The sequence below is a fragment of the Shewanella denitrificans OS217 genome, from assembly GCF_000013765.1.
GTDB lineage: Bacteria > Pseudomonadota > Gammaproteobacteria > Enterobacterales > Shewanellaceae > Shewanella > Shewanella denitrificans.
Window position 1 is genome coordinate 373049 of sequence record NC_007954.1, and the last position, 15310, is coordinate 388358.

Annotated in this window: 15 protein-coding genes; 11 read left to right on the forward strand and 4 right to left on the reverse strand. The window is 46.3% G+C overall.

All coding sequences use genetic code 11. The features are described from left to right. Positions 1 to 280: 280 nt before the first annotated feature. The 4 genes from leuA to leuD are packed head-to-tail and all read left to right on the forward strand — an operon-like array spanning position 281 to position 5009. Positions 281 to 1849: a 2-isopropylmalate synthase gene (gene leuA / locus SDEN_RS01765; protein WP_011494796.1), complete on the forward strand. Its 1569-nt coding sequence runs from the start codon at positions 281 to 283 to the stop codon at positions 1847 to 1849. Beyond that, positions 1846 to 2940: a 3-isopropylmalate dehydrogenase gene (gene leuB / locus SDEN_RS01770; RefSeq protein WP_011494797.1), complete on the forward strand. Its 1095-nt coding sequence runs from the start codon at positions 1846 to 1848 to the stop codon at positions 2938 to 2940. The genes leuA and leuB overlap by 4 nt, the downstream gene beginning before the upstream one ends. After that, on the forward strand, positions 2940 to 4388 hold the full coding sequence (gene leuC, locus SDEN_RS01775) for a 3-isopropylmalate dehydratase large subunit (RefSeq protein ID WP_011494798.1): 1449 nt from the start codon (positions 2940 to 2942) through the stop codon (positions 4386 to 4388). The genes leuB and leuC overlap by 1 nt, the downstream gene beginning before the upstream one ends. 15 nt (positions 4389 to 4403) lie before the next feature. Next, positions 4404 to 5009, forward strand: a complete 606-nt coding sequence (gene leuD, locus SDEN_RS01780; protein WP_011494799.1) for a 3-isopropylmalate dehydratase small subunit — start codon at positions 4404 to 4406, stop codon at positions 5007 to 5009. Positions 5010 to 5048: 39 nt separating this feature from the next. Here leuD and SDEN_RS01785 read toward each other — a convergent pair whose 3' ends face one another. Continuing rightward, positions 5049 to 5321, reverse strand: a complete 273-nt coding sequence (locus SDEN_RS01785; protein WP_011494800.1) for a hypothetical protein — start codon at positions 5319 to 5321, stop codon at positions 5049 to 5051. A gap of 234 nt (positions 5322 to 5555) precedes the next feature. On the opposite strand from SDEN_RS01785, the gene SDEN_RS01790 reads away from it, so the two are divergent. From SDEN_RS01790 to glpK, 4 genes are all read left to right on the forward strand, one after another. After that, complete coding sequence (locus SDEN_RS01790) at positions 5556 to 6785, forward strand: EAL and HDOD domain-containing protein (protein WP_011494801.1); 1230 nt, start codon at positions 5556 to 5558, stop codon at positions 6783 to 6785. A gap of 519 nt (positions 6786 to 7304) precedes the next feature. Continuing rightward, a complete protein-coding gene (locus SDEN_RS01795) occupies positions 7305 to 8657 on the forward strand; it encodes an outer membrane protein transport protein (protein WP_011494802.1) in 1353 nt (450 codons plus the stop codon). A 143-nt stretch (positions 8658 to 8800) separates the two neighbouring features. Further along, positions 8801 to 9244: a nuclear transport factor 2 family protein gene (locus tag SDEN_RS01800; RefSeq protein WP_011494803.1), complete on the forward strand. Its 444-nt coding sequence runs from the start codon at positions 8801 to 8803 to the stop codon at positions 9242 to 9244. Positions 9245 to 9341: 97 nt separating this feature from the next. Continuing rightward, entirely contained in the window at positions 9342 to 10835 is a 1494-nt protein-coding gene (gene glpK, locus SDEN_RS01805; protein ID WP_011494804.1) for a glycerol kinase GlpK, read from the forward strand. A 47-nt stretch (positions 10836 to 10882) separates the two neighbouring features. Here the strand turns inward: glpK and SDEN_RS01810 are convergent, their stop codons facing one another. The 3 genes from SDEN_RS01810 to SDEN_RS01820 form a co-directional block, all read right to left on the reverse strand. Then, positions 10883 to 11227, reverse strand: coding sequence for a hypothetical protein (locus SDEN_RS01810; RefSeq protein WP_011494805.1), 345 nt, complete (start codon positions 11225 to 11227; stop codon positions 10883 to 10885). Positions 11228 to 11288: 61 nt separating this feature from the next. Next, entirely contained in the window at positions 11289 to 12425 is a 1137-nt protein-coding gene (locus SDEN_RS01815; RefSeq protein ID WP_011494806.1) for a PepSY domain-containing protein, read from the reverse strand. Beyond that, positions 12425 to 13168: a hypothetical protein gene (locus SDEN_RS01820; RefSeq protein ID WP_011494807.1), complete on the reverse strand. Its 744-nt coding sequence runs from the start codon at positions 13166 to 13168 to the stop codon at positions 12425 to 12427. The genes SDEN_RS01815 and SDEN_RS01820 overlap by 1 nt, the downstream gene beginning before the upstream one ends. Positions 13169 to 13548: 380 nt before the next feature. Here SDEN_RS01820 and mraZ point away from each other — a divergent pair, with 380 nt between their 5' ends. Genes mraZ through ftsL form a run of 3 tightly spaced genes read left to right on the forward strand, consistent with a single transcriptional unit; the run spans position 13549 to position 15305 of the window. Beyond that, on the forward strand, positions 13549 to 14007 hold the full coding sequence (mraZ, locus tag SDEN_RS01825) for a division/cell wall cluster transcriptional repressor MraZ (protein WP_011494808.1): 459 nt from the start codon (positions 13549 to 13551) through the stop codon (positions 14005 to 14007). A 27-nt stretch (positions 14008 to 14034) separates the two neighbouring features. After that, complete coding sequence (rsmH, locus tag SDEN_RS01830; RefSeq protein WP_011494809.1) at positions 14035 to 14976, forward strand: 16S rRNA (cytosine(1402)-N(4))-methyltransferase RsmH; 942 nt, start codon at positions 14035 to 14037, stop codon at positions 14974 to 14976. Positions 14977 to 14990: 14 nt separating this feature from the next. Then, positions 14991 to 15305, forward strand: coding sequence for a cell division protein FtsL (gene ftsL, locus SDEN_RS01835; RefSeq protein ID WP_011494810.1), 315 nt, complete (start codon positions 14991 to 14993; stop codon positions 15303 to 15305). Positions 15306 to 15310 lie beyond the last annotated feature (5 nt).

Genomic DNA, 15310 nt, shown 5'->3' on the forward strand with positions numbered 1-15310 from the left:
AATGGGTTGACACTTTTATAGCCACACGCTATCAATAGGGCTCAGCAGGCAAACTTTATTTGGGTTTGCCGTTTGATTTAACGGTTAACTTTGAGCCAAAAAATAATGAAACACACTTACTTGCAACTCGGACTCCTTCTCCTCTCTGACATTTTTGTGCGGAGTGTGTGGTGTTGCAAGTAAAACAGCAAAATTAACACTAAACCCGCGCTAATCGTCGCGGGTTTTTTGTTTTTAGGCCCAGTGACCCAGCGAATGAATTGACTATTTTGGAGACACTATGCCTAACAGAGTGATTATTTTTGATACCACATTAAGAGATGGTGAGCAGGCCTTAGCGGCGAGTTTGTCGGTGAAAGAAAAACTGCAAATTGCTCTAGCTTTGGAGCGCTTAGGCGTCGATGTGATGGAAGTGGGCTTTCCTGTGTCATCCCCTGGTGATTTCAATTCAGTGCAAACCATAGCAAAAACCATTAAAAATAGTCGCGTTTGTGCCTTAGCTCGGGCCTTGCCTGCTGACATAGATGCCGCGGCGCAAGCACTCGCTGTGGCCGAACAGTTTCGCATCCATACTTTTATTTCTACCTCGACCATTCATGTTGAGAGTAAATTAAAACGCAGTTTTGATGATGTGCTGGCCATGGCCGTAAACGCCGTTAAATACGCACGGCGCTTTACTGATGATGTTGAATTCTCCTGTGAAGATGCTGGCCGCACCCCAATTGATAATTTGTGCCGCATGGTTGAAGCCGCCATCACAGCGGGTGCTCGCACCATTAATATCCCTGATACCGTCGGCTATACCATTCCCAGTGAATTTAGCACCATTATCGAAACCTTGTTTAATCGAGTGCCTAATATTGATCAGGCGATTATCTCAGTGCATTGCCACGATGATTTGGGTCTGTCGGTGGCCAATTCTATCGGCGCTATCGAGAAAGGCGCGCGCCAAGTGGAATGTACTGTCAATGGCATAGGTGAGCGAGCCGGCAACTGTTCCTTGGAAGAAATCGCGATGATATTAGCCACTCGCAAAGACAAATTAGGGCTTGAGACGGGTATCGTTGCCAAGGAAATCCACCGCACCTCAAATCTTGTCAGTCAGCTGTGCAATATGCCGGTTCAGGCCAATAAGGCGATTGTTGGTAGCAATGCCTTTTCTCACTCCTCAGGTATTCATCAAGATGGCATGTTAAAAGCCAAGAACACCTATGAAATCATGACGCCAGAAAGCATAGGGCTACACAGAAATAATCTTAATATGACGTCTCGCTCCGGAAGGCACGTGATCAAGCATCGCATGGAAGAAATGGGTTATCACACTGATGATTTTGACATCGATAGCTTGTATGAGCAGTTCTTGAAACTTGCCGACAAGAAAGGTCAAGTATTTGATTATGATCTAGAGGCTATCGTCTTTATGGCAACTCAGGTGGCGGAGGATGATCACTACCGTTTGCAGCATCTGTCGGTGCATTCAGATTCCAGCGAAGGGGTGGCCACGGCCACAGTACGCATCAAAGTCGAGGGTGAAGACTTGACTGAGGCTGCCATAGGTAACGGTCCAGTAGACGCGGCTTACAAGGCCATAGCTCGCGCCAGTGGCCGCGAGGTTGAGATCAGTAGTTATAAATTAAGCGCAAAAGGTCAAGGGCAAGATGCGTTGGGGCAAGTGGATATTACCGCCAAGTATCAAGGACGCACTTTCCACGGTGTGGGCTTGGCAACCGATGTGGTCGAGGCATCGGCCCAAGCGTTAGTGCACGTCATGAATCTTATTTGCCGCGCCGACAAAGTTGCGGACATCAAATCACAAATTCAATTTAACAGGGAGCACGCCGGGGTATGAGTTATCAAATAGCAGTGTTAGCAGGGGACGGTATTGGCCCAGAGGTGATGACAGAGGCCCGCAAAGTGCTCAAGGAAGTTGAGCAACGTTTTGGCTTAAGCATCGAATACAGCGAATATGATGTGGGCGGTATCGCCATAGATAATCATGGCAGCCCCTTGCCTGAACACACTATTAAGGGCTGTGAGGCGGCAGATGCGATTCTTTTTGGTAGTGTCGGCGGGCCTAAATGGGAGCATTTAGCCCCAGATAGCCAACCAGAGCGCGGTGCTTTACTGCCACTACGGGCCCATTTTGAACTGTTTTGTAATTTACGTCCGGCTAAGTTGCATCAAGGCCTGGAGCATATGTCGCCCCTAAGGAGTGATATCTCAGCTCGGGGATTCGATGTCTTGTGCGTGCGAGAACTCACCGGCGGAATTTACTTTGGCAAACCTAAAGGTCGCCAAGGAGAAGGTGAGTCAGAAGAAGCCTTCGATACCATGCGCTATAGCCGGAAAGAAATCCGCCGTATTGCCCAGATTGCCTTCGAGGCGGCCCGTGGCCGCAAGCAAAAAGTCACTTCGGTAGATAAAGCTAACGTGCTGGCTTGCTCAGTATTATGGCGTCAAGTGGTTGAAGAAGTGGCAGTGAATTATCCTGATGTCACCTTGGAACACATCTATATCGATAATGCCACTATGCAGCTACTGCGCCGCCCCAATGAGTTTGATGTCATGCTGTGTTCAAACTTATTTGGCGATATTTTATCCGATGAAATTGCCATGCTAACTGGCTCTATGGGCTTGTTGTCATCGGCGAGCATGAATGGCACAGGCTTTGGCTTGTATGAACCAGCGGGTGGCAGTGCCCCAGATATAGCAGGCCAAGGAGTTGCTAACCCTGTTGCACAAATTTTATCGGCAGCGTTGATGTTGCGTCACAGTTTAAAACAAGAGGAAGCGGCCAGCGCCATCGAGCGCGGTGTAGCCAAAGCCTTAGAGGCAGGTTATTTAACCGCTGAGTTATTGAGCGCGGATGAGCGCAGCCAAGCAAAGTCGACAACTCAGATGGGCGACTATATTGCCGCAGCAATACGGGAAGGTGTGTAATGGGTCAAGCTATTGTAAAAGAAGGCATAAAAACAGTCGTAACAGCAAGGGCAAAAACCTTGTATGAGAAAGTTTGGGATGCACACTTAGTGGCTAGTCCAGCTGGTGAAGCGCCGATTATTTATGTGGACCGTCATCTGGTGCACGAAGTGACCTCACCCCAAGCATTTAGTGGCTTAAGAGCTGCGGGCCGGCCATTACGTGCGCCGCAAAAAACCTTTGCTACCATGGATCATAACACCTCAACCAAGAGCGCGAGCCTAGATGCCCTAAGCCCTATGGCGCGCATTCAAGTTGATACCTTAGCGCAAAACTGTAAAGACTTTGGGGTGAAGCTGTACGACATTCATCACCCTAATCAAGGCATAGTACACGTCATGGGGCCTGAACTTGGAATAACCTTGCCGGGCAGTGTCATTGTCTGCGGCGACTCGCATACGGCAACCCATGGTGCTTTTGGTGCCTTGGCGTTTGGCATAGGGACTTCAGAAGTTGAGCATGTACTGGCGACGCAAACTTTAAGGCAGTTACAAGCAAAAACCATGAAGGTGGAAGTGCGCGGCAAGGTGACTGAGGGCGTTACGGCCAAAGATATCGTGCTTGCCATCATAGGAAAGCTAGGCATGGATGGTGGCACAGGCTTTGTGGTGGAGTTTTGTGGTGAAGCCATCAGTGCTTTGTCCATGGAAGGACGGATGACCTTGTGCAATATGGCTATTGAAATGGGTGCGAAAGCGGGGATGGTGGCGCCAGATCAAACGACTTTTGACTATTTAAAAGGCCGTGAGTTTGCTCCCAAAGATGACAACTGGCAGCACGCCATTGCCACTTGGTCACAACTTTACACGGATGCAGAAGCAAAATTTGATGCTGAAGTGGTGTTAGAGGCTCAAGATATTGCGCCGCAGTTAACCTGGGGAACTAACCCTGGGCAAGTGGTCGCCATCGATGGTGAAGTTCCCAATCCTGCTAACGAAATCAATAGCACAGAACGCAGCAGCATGGTGAAAGCATTGGAGTACATTGGCTTAACGCCTGGCACTAAGATGACTGACATCAGCATCAACAAAGTATTCATCGGTTCATGCACCAACTCACGTATCGAAGATTTACGTTCGGCGGCGATTCACGCCAAGGGCCGTAAGGTGGCTGAAGGCGTGGTGGCTATCGTGGTGCCGGGTTCGGGTCAAGTGAAGTTGCAGGCCGAATCAGAAGGTTTAGATAAAATCTTTATCGATGCAGGTTTCGAATGGCGCTTACCCGGTTGTTCCATGTGTTTGGCCATGAATGATGACAGGTTAGAGGCTGGCGATCGCTGCGCCTCCACCAGTAATCGTAATTTTGAAGGTCGCCAAGGTCGTGGAAGCCGTACTCATTTAGTGAGCCCCGCCATGGCTGCCGCTGCCGCGATTGCGGGCCACTTTGTCGATATTCGTAAACCTTACTAAATATAGGGGTAATACATGCAAGCATTTACAGCCCATAGCGGTTTAGCCGTGGCCATCGACAGCGCTAATATCGATACCGATCAGATAATCCCTAAGCAGTTCCTGTCAAAGGTCACTCGAGATGGTTTCGGAGTGCACCTATTTCATGACTGGCGTTATTTAGATGATGCCGGCGAAAAACCGAACCCAGAATTTGTCTTGAATCAATCGCGTTATAAAGGCGCTTCCATCTTATTGGCTCAAGAGAACTTTGGCTGTGGCTCGAGCCGTGAACATGCCCCTTGGGCGTTGGCTGATTTTGGTTTAAGAGTGGTGATCGCCCCAAGTTTTGCCGATATATTTTATGGTAATGCCATTAACAATGGCTTGTTGCCCGTTGTCTTGACTCAAGCTCAGGTGCAGCAGTTAATGGATGAAGTGCAAGGGGAGTTGGGCGCGCAGGTGAGTGTCGATCTTCAATTGCTTCGAGTCATATCGCCCAGCGGTGCTGAATTTCCTTTTAGCTTAGTCGAATCTGCGCGGCATAAATTGCTAAATGGGTTGGACGCCGTAGGGGAAACCTTAACCCATGGGCAGGCTATTTCTGCCTATGAGGCTAATATTCCGGCTTGGTTAGCCTGAAACTAGACTCGGACCAAATATAGTCATGGTGTATTGCCGTTAAACATTAATATCAATATTAGGGGCGGGATCGGAGGCTAAATGGGCTTTCTTTTGCCGCCTGTCATAGGCTCTGATGTAGCGATTGTTACTCGCTTTACGCCGCTCAGATTTGGGCCGCGTGATGCGAGGAGGCAATTGTGATTGAGGCGACTCATGGCTATCTTCGGCTATGTCTTTGCCCTGATGGGGTTGCACCACCTTACGTTTCAGTTTTACGTTCGCCGTCACGGGTCTTGCCAACATGGCATAGAGACTATCTAGACCTGACATACATCATCCTTGTTATTCTTTGTCTTCCCTAGGCTATCGGCAGAAATCGGCTAAAGTTGAGTGAAAAACAATCATTTTCTTGCTGTAGTAGTTTGTAAACATAAGAGGTTATTTTTATTTAACTCAAATAGGGAGCCTTGCTTCATGGCAAAATTAATTGTATCGCTCATACTGATTTAGTGAGTGAGAGGATTAATGTCAAGATTAAAAAATAGCCAAGGCTTGAGGGACTAAATGCATTTTTACACGGCAAGACAACCTATTTTGAACCGAAGGCAGCGGGTTGTTGCTTATGAATTATTATTTAGAGACAGTTATAAGAACTGTTTCCCTGTGGATGTGCCTGACAAGGTGGCTACGGCTAAATTATTGGTCAATAGCTTTTTGAGCATGGATATTGAGGATATGACAGATGGCAAGCCTGCCTTAATTAATTTCCCTACTAGCCTATTGAAAGAGCATTTAGTTCATATCTTGCCATATAAGAATTTAGTGATTGAAGTGCTAGAAACTGTGGAACCAAACGATGATAATTTTGCGATTTTAAAGCAATTATTTGATTCAGGTTACCATCTTGCCTTGGATGATTTTATTTACAGCCCAGCTTGGGATAGATTCTTACCCCTTTTTAAACTAATAAAAATTGATATTGTTGCCACTCCTTTGGACACTATTGCGCATATATTGCCAAAGTTGAAACAGAAAAAGACCCGCTTGCTTGCAGAGAAAGTGGAGACACAAGCGGACTTTTTACACGCTAAAGCCCTAGGTTTCGATTATTTTCAAGGTTATTTCTTTTATAAACCTGAAATTGTTAAAGGCAATGAAGTCGAGCTGTCTCAGCCGTTTTTAATGTCGATTTACACGGAAGTGATGAAGCCTAGTTTTAGTTATCGAAAATTGGAAGCTTATTTTACTCAAGATATGGATTTGAGCTATAAGCTATTACGTTTTGTAAATTCGAGTTATTTTTCCCATGTGAAAGATATTATCTCTTTAAAGCAAGCGATGATTTTTCTAGGAGAAAATCAATTACGCAAATTTGTCTGTCTTATTGTGATGGCGCAGCTTAATCCCGATAAACCCCAAATCTTGATCCAAAATACTATGTTAAGGGCTAGATTGTGTGAAGTTATCGCCAAGGTGATGAAGTTGAATAAACTGGCGGATGCCGCGTTTTTAACCGGACTATTCTCAACCTTGGATGCCATTCTAGATAAACCCATGGAAAAGGTGTTGCACTCGCTGCCATTAGCGCCAGAAATCAATAATGCCTTATTGCATCAACAGGGTGAGCTGGCTGAATGTTTAGCCTTGGCCATCGCCTATATGCAAGGGAATTGGGAATTCGTGTCTGAGTTCGTGAGTCGTAATCACATTAACGCCGGTGAGTTAACCCGCCGATGTAACCAAGTCTATCTGTGGTTGTCCGAATATCAGCGTTCATCTTCATCAAAAGCTTAAAAATGGCTGGCTTAAGACTATTGAGCGTACACTTGTATATTTGGTCGTAAAAAGTTGTTGTTATTTCGTCTTATTTTTAATCAGTGATATTTATCACTGTGAATTACTATCTTTAAAAACTCATTAAGACATTGATAATAAACATTTGTTTCTGTATTCAATCCTCCAATATTAGCTTGAAGTGAATTATGCTGTTTAGTTTAAGCGAACAGTTATGCTATTTCTTCTCCTTCAATGTTTCTTTAAGCTATTGAAATTCAATGTTATTTTTTAATTTTAAATTTATTCACGTCTGTGATCTATTTCTGTGTACGCTCAAATTTATTGGTGAAGATCTCATCACTCAATCGTTGTAGTGATAAATGCTGTAAAGATACAAATAATAGTTTTATACGCTGTTTTTTGGCCAGAGGTTGCAAACTTATGTTGTGGCAGTACACTGCTGTCACGGAGTTGAGTTTTTACTCTATATCTGGCCGTAATCGCAATCTAGTATTTGTATAGACACAGAGAATCATAATGAAAAAAACCGTGTTAACCTTGGCCATCAGTGCCTTAGTCGTAGGTTCAACTGCGCCAGTGAATGCCGCAGGTTTCCAGCTGGCTGAATACTCTGCCACAGGTCAAGGCCGAGCCTTTGCTGGCGAAGCCGCTATGGCTGACAATGCCTCAACTCAAGCGCGTAACCCTGCCATGTTAAGTTACCTTGAAGGCCAGCAAGTCTCCTTGGGTGGTATTTACGTGATGACGAATGTTGACGTAGATGGTGATGTCTCCCTACGCTCACCCTTATTTGGTTCGGCTGAAGTGGTGATCCCTGCCGATGGAAAAGACGTTGCCGCCAGTGCGTTAGTTCCTAATTTTTACTACGCTAATCCACTAAATGAAGATTGGACTCTGGGCCTTGGGGTGAATTCCAACTATGGATTAGCCACAGAAGTGCCCGCGGATCACGCGGCCGCCATCTTTGGTAGTCACACTTCGGTGAAAACAGTCGAATTCAATCCCAATCTTGCTTACCGCGTAAATGATGCGTTCACTTTAGGTGCAGGCGCGCGCTTGGTGTATGGCGAAGGTGAAATATCAGCAAGCACCCCTGCTTGGATTAGCGCTATAGGCAGTCATCCCAATGTCCCTGCTAGCATTGCAGCACGTCTGCCGTCAGCAGGTACTCAGCTTAAGTCTATGCAAGGTGATGACATAGGTTATGGCTGGACGTTAGGTTCAAGCTGGCAGATTAACCCAAGTCACAGACTCGGCTTGGCTTATCACAGCGGAGTGGAGCTTGAGCTTGCAGGTTCTGCGGCAGGGTTAAGCTATACTGGTGGCCAAGATGTGGCTATAGAAGGTTATTTACCCCTTGAACTGCCCGCTTTTGCAGAACTTGCCTCTTACCATGAGCTGACAGAGAAGCTTGCCATTCATACCAGTGTGAACTGGACTCAGTGGAGTGTATTTGAGCGTTTAGTGGCACATTTCCCAGGTGATGTGAAGCCTGTGGGCAACCTTGAGACAGATCTGGTTAAAGAAGAAAACTTCAAAGATAACTGGCGCTTTGCCTTAGGTTCAAGCTATCAAGCGAGCAATGCTTTGTTAGTTCGTGCGGGTGTAGCCTTGGATAAAACCGCTGTGGATGACGCCCATAGAACCACCACCATTCCCGATTCAGACCGCCTATGGTTAAGTACTGGTGCGGCTTATCAAGTCTCAAAAAATCTAATGATTGATTTTGCTGTGACTTATATTCGTTCTATCGGTGATGCGCCAATCAGCGAGAGCCAGAACTTATTGGGCCTGGCAGAAATTGGCTTTAATGGTGAAGCCAGTGGCGATGTGTGGCTAGTAGGTAGCCAGTTGAGCTATACGTTTTAAGTTATTGACTTCGAATAATCGATTGTAATTAAAAGCCCTGTTTATACAGGGCTTTTTGGTTTACTGCCTTAACAACCTTCTGCTGGTGTAGAATTAATTACATGCTAGAATTCGCTCAAATTTTAATCCTAAGGTAAGCATAAATGAATAAAATGTGGGTGTTATTGGCTGCGATGTTATTTAGCCAAATAAGTCATGCCAATGAAGCGCAGGTTTCAGCGGTGAAGCAGTTTGTTGAAGGCTTTAATCAAAAGAATGTGCAATCGATGCAGAGTCACACCACGGATGATGTGAAATGGTTTTCTATATCTGAAGGTGCGATGGCGCTAGAGACCTCAGATAAGGAAGAATTAGGCGAAGCGATGCAAAATTACTTCAGCGGTTACAGCAGTGCCCATGCCAAAATCGTGAACTTAGTTAACTCAGGGGATTTCATCAGCACGGTTGAACAAGTCAAATGGCAAAATGAAGGTAAATGGTTCATGCAATGCAGCCTTGGGGTGTACCGTTTTAAGCAGAATAAAATTGCTAGCGTATGGTATTACCCAGCTCATGTTTGCGATGCCACTAATGCTCAGGTAAATTAAGCGGCAATATCGTAGAGTTCACTCCTTAGCTTGAGCCCTTGTCTCCATATATTAATCAAGCTAAGTGGGTGTTTACACAGGGAATGACGTTGCAATCATGGCTGAAAAAAGCACACCAACTAAGTTTATTGTCGCCTTAGATCAAGGTACTACCAGCTCAAGGGCGATAGTGTTTGATCATAAAGCCAATATTGTCGCTACCGCTCAACGTGAGTTTACTCAGCGTTATCCTCAAGCAGGATGGGTCGAACATGACCCCATGGAAATCTGGTCTTCTCAAAGTTCATCTTTAATCGAAGTGTTGGCCCGAGCCGGCATTGAAAGCCAAGATGTTGCTGCAATAGGTATCACAAATCAGCGTGAAACCACAGTGATTTGGAATAAGCGCAGCGGTAAACCTATTTATAACGCAATCGTGTGGCAATGTCGTCGCAGTCAGGGTATTTGCCAACAACTCAAAGCTCAAGGCCTTGAAACCATGATAAGTCAGAAGACTGGCTTAGTGTTAGATCCCTATTTTTCGGCCAGTAAAATTAAATGGATTTTGGATACTGTGCCAGGAGCCCGTACCCAAGCTGAGGCGGGTGAACTGCTATTTGGTACCATTGACACTTGGCTGGTCTGGAAACTGACCCATGGGGCTGTGCATGTCACCGAGCCCACCAACGCCTCCCGTACCATGCTGTTTAATATTCATAGTCAAAGCTGGGATCCAGAATTACTGCAAGCCTTCGATATTCCTCCTTCTTTGTTGCCGCAAGTTAAGCCTTCCTGCGCCGTATATGGCCATACTGACATCGTCGGTGGCCAGATTGCTATCGCGGGTATGGCAGGGGATCAACAAGCGGCGCTGTTTGGTCAACTATGTGTCGAACAAGGCATGGTGAAAAACACCTACGGTACTGGCTGTTTCCTGTTGATGAATACCGGCGAACAGGCGGTAACCTCTCAACATGGGCTACTGACTACCGTCGCCATCGGGCCGCAAACGCAGGTAAATTACGCCTTGGAAGGGGCGGTATTTATGGGCGGCGCGGTTATTCAGTGGCTTAGGGATGAAATGGCCATGATTGAACATGCCAGAGACAGCCAAGCATTAGCAACACAAGTAGCAGACACTAATGGGGTCTATTTAGTGCCTGCGTTTGTGGGACTCGGCGCCCCTTATTGGGATGCTGACGCAAGAGGCGCTTTGGTGGGCCTGACTCGTGGTGCTAATCGTAAACACATAGTGCGCGCCGCGTTAGAAGCTATCGCCTACCAGAGCCGTGATGTGCTCGATGCCATGGTGAAGGACTCAGGGGGTGATATTAAACACATTCGGGTAGATGGCGGCGCGGTCGAAAATGATTTCTTGATGCAGTTTCAAGCTGATATTACCGATGTTGCAGTGATAAGACCGAAAAACATTGAGACCACTGCTATGGGGGCGGCGTTTCTTGCCGGGTTAGCAGTTGGGGTATGGGCCTCTATTGAAGAGCTGCACAATATCACCACTATAGATAAGACATTTAATGCCAATATGACAGAACTGGAGCGAGATAGTCGTTATCTGGGTTGGAAAAATGCCGTTAAGCAAGTCATGACCTAATCTTTAGGGGCGCAGTCGCAGAGCTAGCCGTCTTGACTAGATAAGCCTTAAACCTCTATGTCTATGTGTTTAATGTGCTCACCATTAGGTAGCACGATATCAGCCTCTGCTTCTTTGCTGTTAGCTATTGCGCCATCGTCGACAGCCATGTCTGATGCCATTTCCTTGTCTGGATTTATGCTTGATGCGGTTTTTTCTTTAGCCTTGACCAGATTCGGTTTGATCCTTGCCTCTTGATTTTTAGCCGTGCTGGGGGGGAGTTGAGATTGAGGCGACTCGTGGCTGTCTGGGTGTATGTCATCAGTGAGACTCACCTTGTTCACATTACGCTTGCGGTTGTAAAGCGCCTGAACGGGTCTGGCAAGCATGGCATAAATGCTGTCTAAGCCCATGAAACCTCCTGAATGACTATGTGGCTAGTATACCTCTATATCGGCCATTATTGCGGTTTTTTTAGTCACACCATGTGTTTAACTGTCCACGAGTCGTAAGCGCAATGTTAATTTCTGTCTGCTGTGGTGCCAGTGTTTGGCAATCTGCTGCATCATGTTGGCAGCTGAGACGATAACCCTGCTCCAACTTCCTACGACTAATCTTAGCAATATCAGCCTCTTGTGGCTTTGGTGCCGTATCCATGAAGCGCACCATACATAAGCCGCAACTGCCCCCCCCACCGCACTGAGTCTTTATGCGTTCCTTGGGGTGGTTTAAGCTTGTTAGCAATGCGCCTGACTCTAATGACAAACGGCTCAGAGGTGTGTTTTGCTTATCGAACACACGAATGACTTGGGCACTTGCTGCTTGCCTGCTAAGACCAAACCAACGACTGAAAGGTGATTTTAGGCTGTAATGGCCTTGATACAGACGCTTTATGACTAAGGCCGTGCCACTGACGCCAAGTAATAAACTAAACAAGGCAATGATTTGGATCCACAGGTGATTAAAGGTCAGGCCGTTTTCGGGAGCATAATCCATAAAGTGCAGCATGAATAACCACTGCTTGATTGTGCTACGGCTGTTCTTGTGGGCGAGTACCTCACCAGATGCACCATTAAGATAAATACGCGTTTGCGCCTCATCATTCACGGCCACTAAATATACTGGGGCTTGAGTTTGAAAACCACTTTCCTCAGTTGGCAGTAATAGGGGCTTGGCGAAACTGGCTGGAGAAGTGGCGTTCTCAGCATTAGCTTGATAGCTATTGCGCGCAAGCAGGCTCAAATTGTCTAAGCTCAAGCTAACGGGGTTAAGATCCTTGGCCCAATAATAGGCTAAGTGTGGGCCATCAAGTTGCCCCTTATCTATAAGCTGTACTTGATACATGGGTTCATCGAAGAGGAGCGTTAATTCAATGCTGACTAAGTGCTTATCCATGAGTTTAGCGGCTAATGTCGACAAGGACGCCAGCTTTGTTTGTCCGGGGTTGACTAAGCTTATGGCGCTAGTCTCGATAGGCTTTCTATGAAGCTCGGTATTGAATACGCTGCTTGGAATTAGGTTCAGTGCGAGTCCTGAAACTATCCACAGCAACAGCTGTAAACCTATGATTAGCGCCAGCCACCTGTGCAGTACTTGCCAACTCAGGATCATTATTTACCCTCCTTATTGTTAGCACTGACTAACTTGTCATCCAAGTTATCTGCGCTAATAGGGGCTGCTCTAAAGCTGATGTAGGTTAGGGCTATACCAGCAAGCGCTGTGAGTAAGGCAAGCAAAGCCATTATGCTAAGCAGTGGGTTGTGGATATCATTACGGGTGTCATAATCCATGATGTGTAACATCCACATGATATCGAATAAGCGCCAGTAATCATGGCGCTTGCTGACTAAGGCACCCGTGCTGGCATTGAGATAGAGGCTGGTATTAAGCGGGCTGAAGTTGACCTGCCACAAAGGTAATAGCCTTGGGCTGATTTCAGCGGGCGGCTCATCCAGATAAAGTGTGGCGCTGGTGGGGAGAACCTCACCTAAGTAATAGGATTGGGCGGAGGCCATGGCTTGAGTCTGGGTTAATAGAGTGGGCACTTGGCCTGTGATGGCGTTGAGTAGCAAGGTTTTCCCCTCGACAGTGAGCCGATAATAGGTCACACCATGGACGGCAAAGAGGCTTAGTTGACTGGCCTCAGGGTAGCGGGCCAGCACCTCATCCAGTGTTAGGGTGAGCGTTTCAGTGTTTATGGGTTCATTTTTCTGTACCACTAAGCTATCGCCATGAATAAAGTCGATATCCATCACCACCATATAAACCCCTGAACTGAGCCAGAGCAGTAATTGAATGGCGGAAAATAAGGTCAGCCATTTATGGGCTCGGCGAATTTGGTGAGATACGGACATAAACTAAGGCACTCGTCGATTTAGATGTGTGTCGATTATATTTAGCGATCTTTTTTATCACGAAGTCGGGGTAAAAAACGATAAATTTGCACGATTAAGTCAGTTTTCTGACGAGAAAACCTGAGTCTTTTGCCTAGGTTTGATAAAACTTTAACCATATATGTCTATGGTTTCTTTGATTTACCTCCGTTCCAGCCACTTTTTACCCCCCATTTATTGACACAATAACTTGCTTCTAACCCGCTTGGATACTGGATTTATAATATCCAGACATAGCTTGACAATACTTGTCTACTATCCCTAAACTTAGCATTCGTGGAGAAATGTGGTTTTTTGTGGATCTTTTCGCTTCATTTGAGCAAAAACAAGGATGAAATATCGTGTTTCGAGGTGCTAGTGCTATCAATATGGATGCCAAGGGGCGGATCGCGATTCCAATGCGATACCGGGACCAGCTGCATGTCCATGGCACAGGCGTTATCGTTATTACCATAGATATCCAGTCTCAATGCCTTTTAATCTACCCTCTGCAAGAATGGGAGCTGATTGAAGCGAAGTTGTTAACCCTTTCTGACACTAATCCTGTAGAGCGCTCTTTTAAGCGCAGGCTTTTAGGTCACGCCCATGAGTGCGAACTTGATAGTCACGGTCGTGTGTTGGTGCCACCCACGCTGAGGCAGTATGCAGGGTTGGATAAAAAGGCCATGTTGGTCGGTTTATTGAATAAATTTGAATTATGGGATGAAGCCGCTTGGCAGCAGCAAATGGATGACAGTCAAACATTGATCCAAAGCCAAGATCTTAGTAGCCAAGACAGATTGGCTGATTTTTCACTATAAGCACAATAACTAAATAAGAAGAAACAAATGAGTCAAGAGTTTGCCCACTTATCCGTATTACTCAAAGAGACGGTAGATGGCTTAAATATCCAGCCAGATGGCATCTATATCGATGGCACCTTTGGCCGTGGTGGGCATTCGCGCCATGTCTTGAGTCATTTAGGCCCCAATGGTCGCTTAATTGCGATTGATAGAGACCCTCAAGCCATAGAAGCGGCTAAGCAGTTTGCCGACGATCCCAGGTTTCAAATTGTCCATGGCGGTTTTGGTCAGCTAGCCGATTATGTCGCTGAGCTGGGTTTGGTGGGAAAAATTGATGGTGTATTACTGGATTTAGGGGTGTCATCACCCCAGCTAGATGATGCCGAACGCGGGTTTAGTTTCTTGCGTGATGGTCCTTTAGATATGCGTATGGACAATAGCCAAGGGCAAACAGCTGCCCAGTGGATAGCGCGCGCCGAAATTGAAGACATGGCATGGGTATTTAAAACTTACGGCGAAGAGAAAAATTCTCGTCATATTGCCCGCTGTATTGCTGCAGATCGAGAGAAAACGCCGTTTTTGCGCACCAAGGACTTGGCGGATTTAATTGCGCGTATCACCAAGAATAAAGAGCGTAACAAGCACCCTGCAACACGAGTGTTTCAGGCTATCAGGATATACATCAATAGCGAACTCGAGCAAATTGATCAGGCCTTAGAGGGTGCTGTGAATGTACTTGCTCCCCATGGGCGTATGTCGATCATCAGTTTTCATTCGTTAGAAGATCGCATGGTGAAGCGTTTTATGCGCCGCCACAGCCAAGGCGAAAGTGTGCCTCATGGCTTGCCTATAACCGAAGCTGAAATTAATAAATCAAAAAAACTCAAAACCTTAGGCAAAGCAATGAAGCCTTCGGAGATTGAAGTTGAACAAAACCCCAGAGCGCGTAGCTCAGTGTTAAGGGTTGCAGAACGGCTGGATTATTAACGCAGGAGTGGGTCGTGAGTCAGTCGCCATTAAAATTATCCCGCCTGATTTTACAGGATATTTGGCAGCACAAATGGGTGCTCTTGCTATCAATCATAGTGATATTCAATGCTGTGATCGTGGTGCATACCAGCCACATGAGTCGAAAATTGATCTCGCAATGGGATTTTTTATTGCAAGAGCGTGACAGGCTAGACATAGAATGGCGAAATTTGCTGTTAGAAGAACAATCGCAATCTGAACACAGTCGAGTGACAAGGATAGCGACCAAGGATCTGGACATGTCCAGACCGCTGCCGAGTCAAGAGGTGGTCATAAGGCTTCAATGAGATAG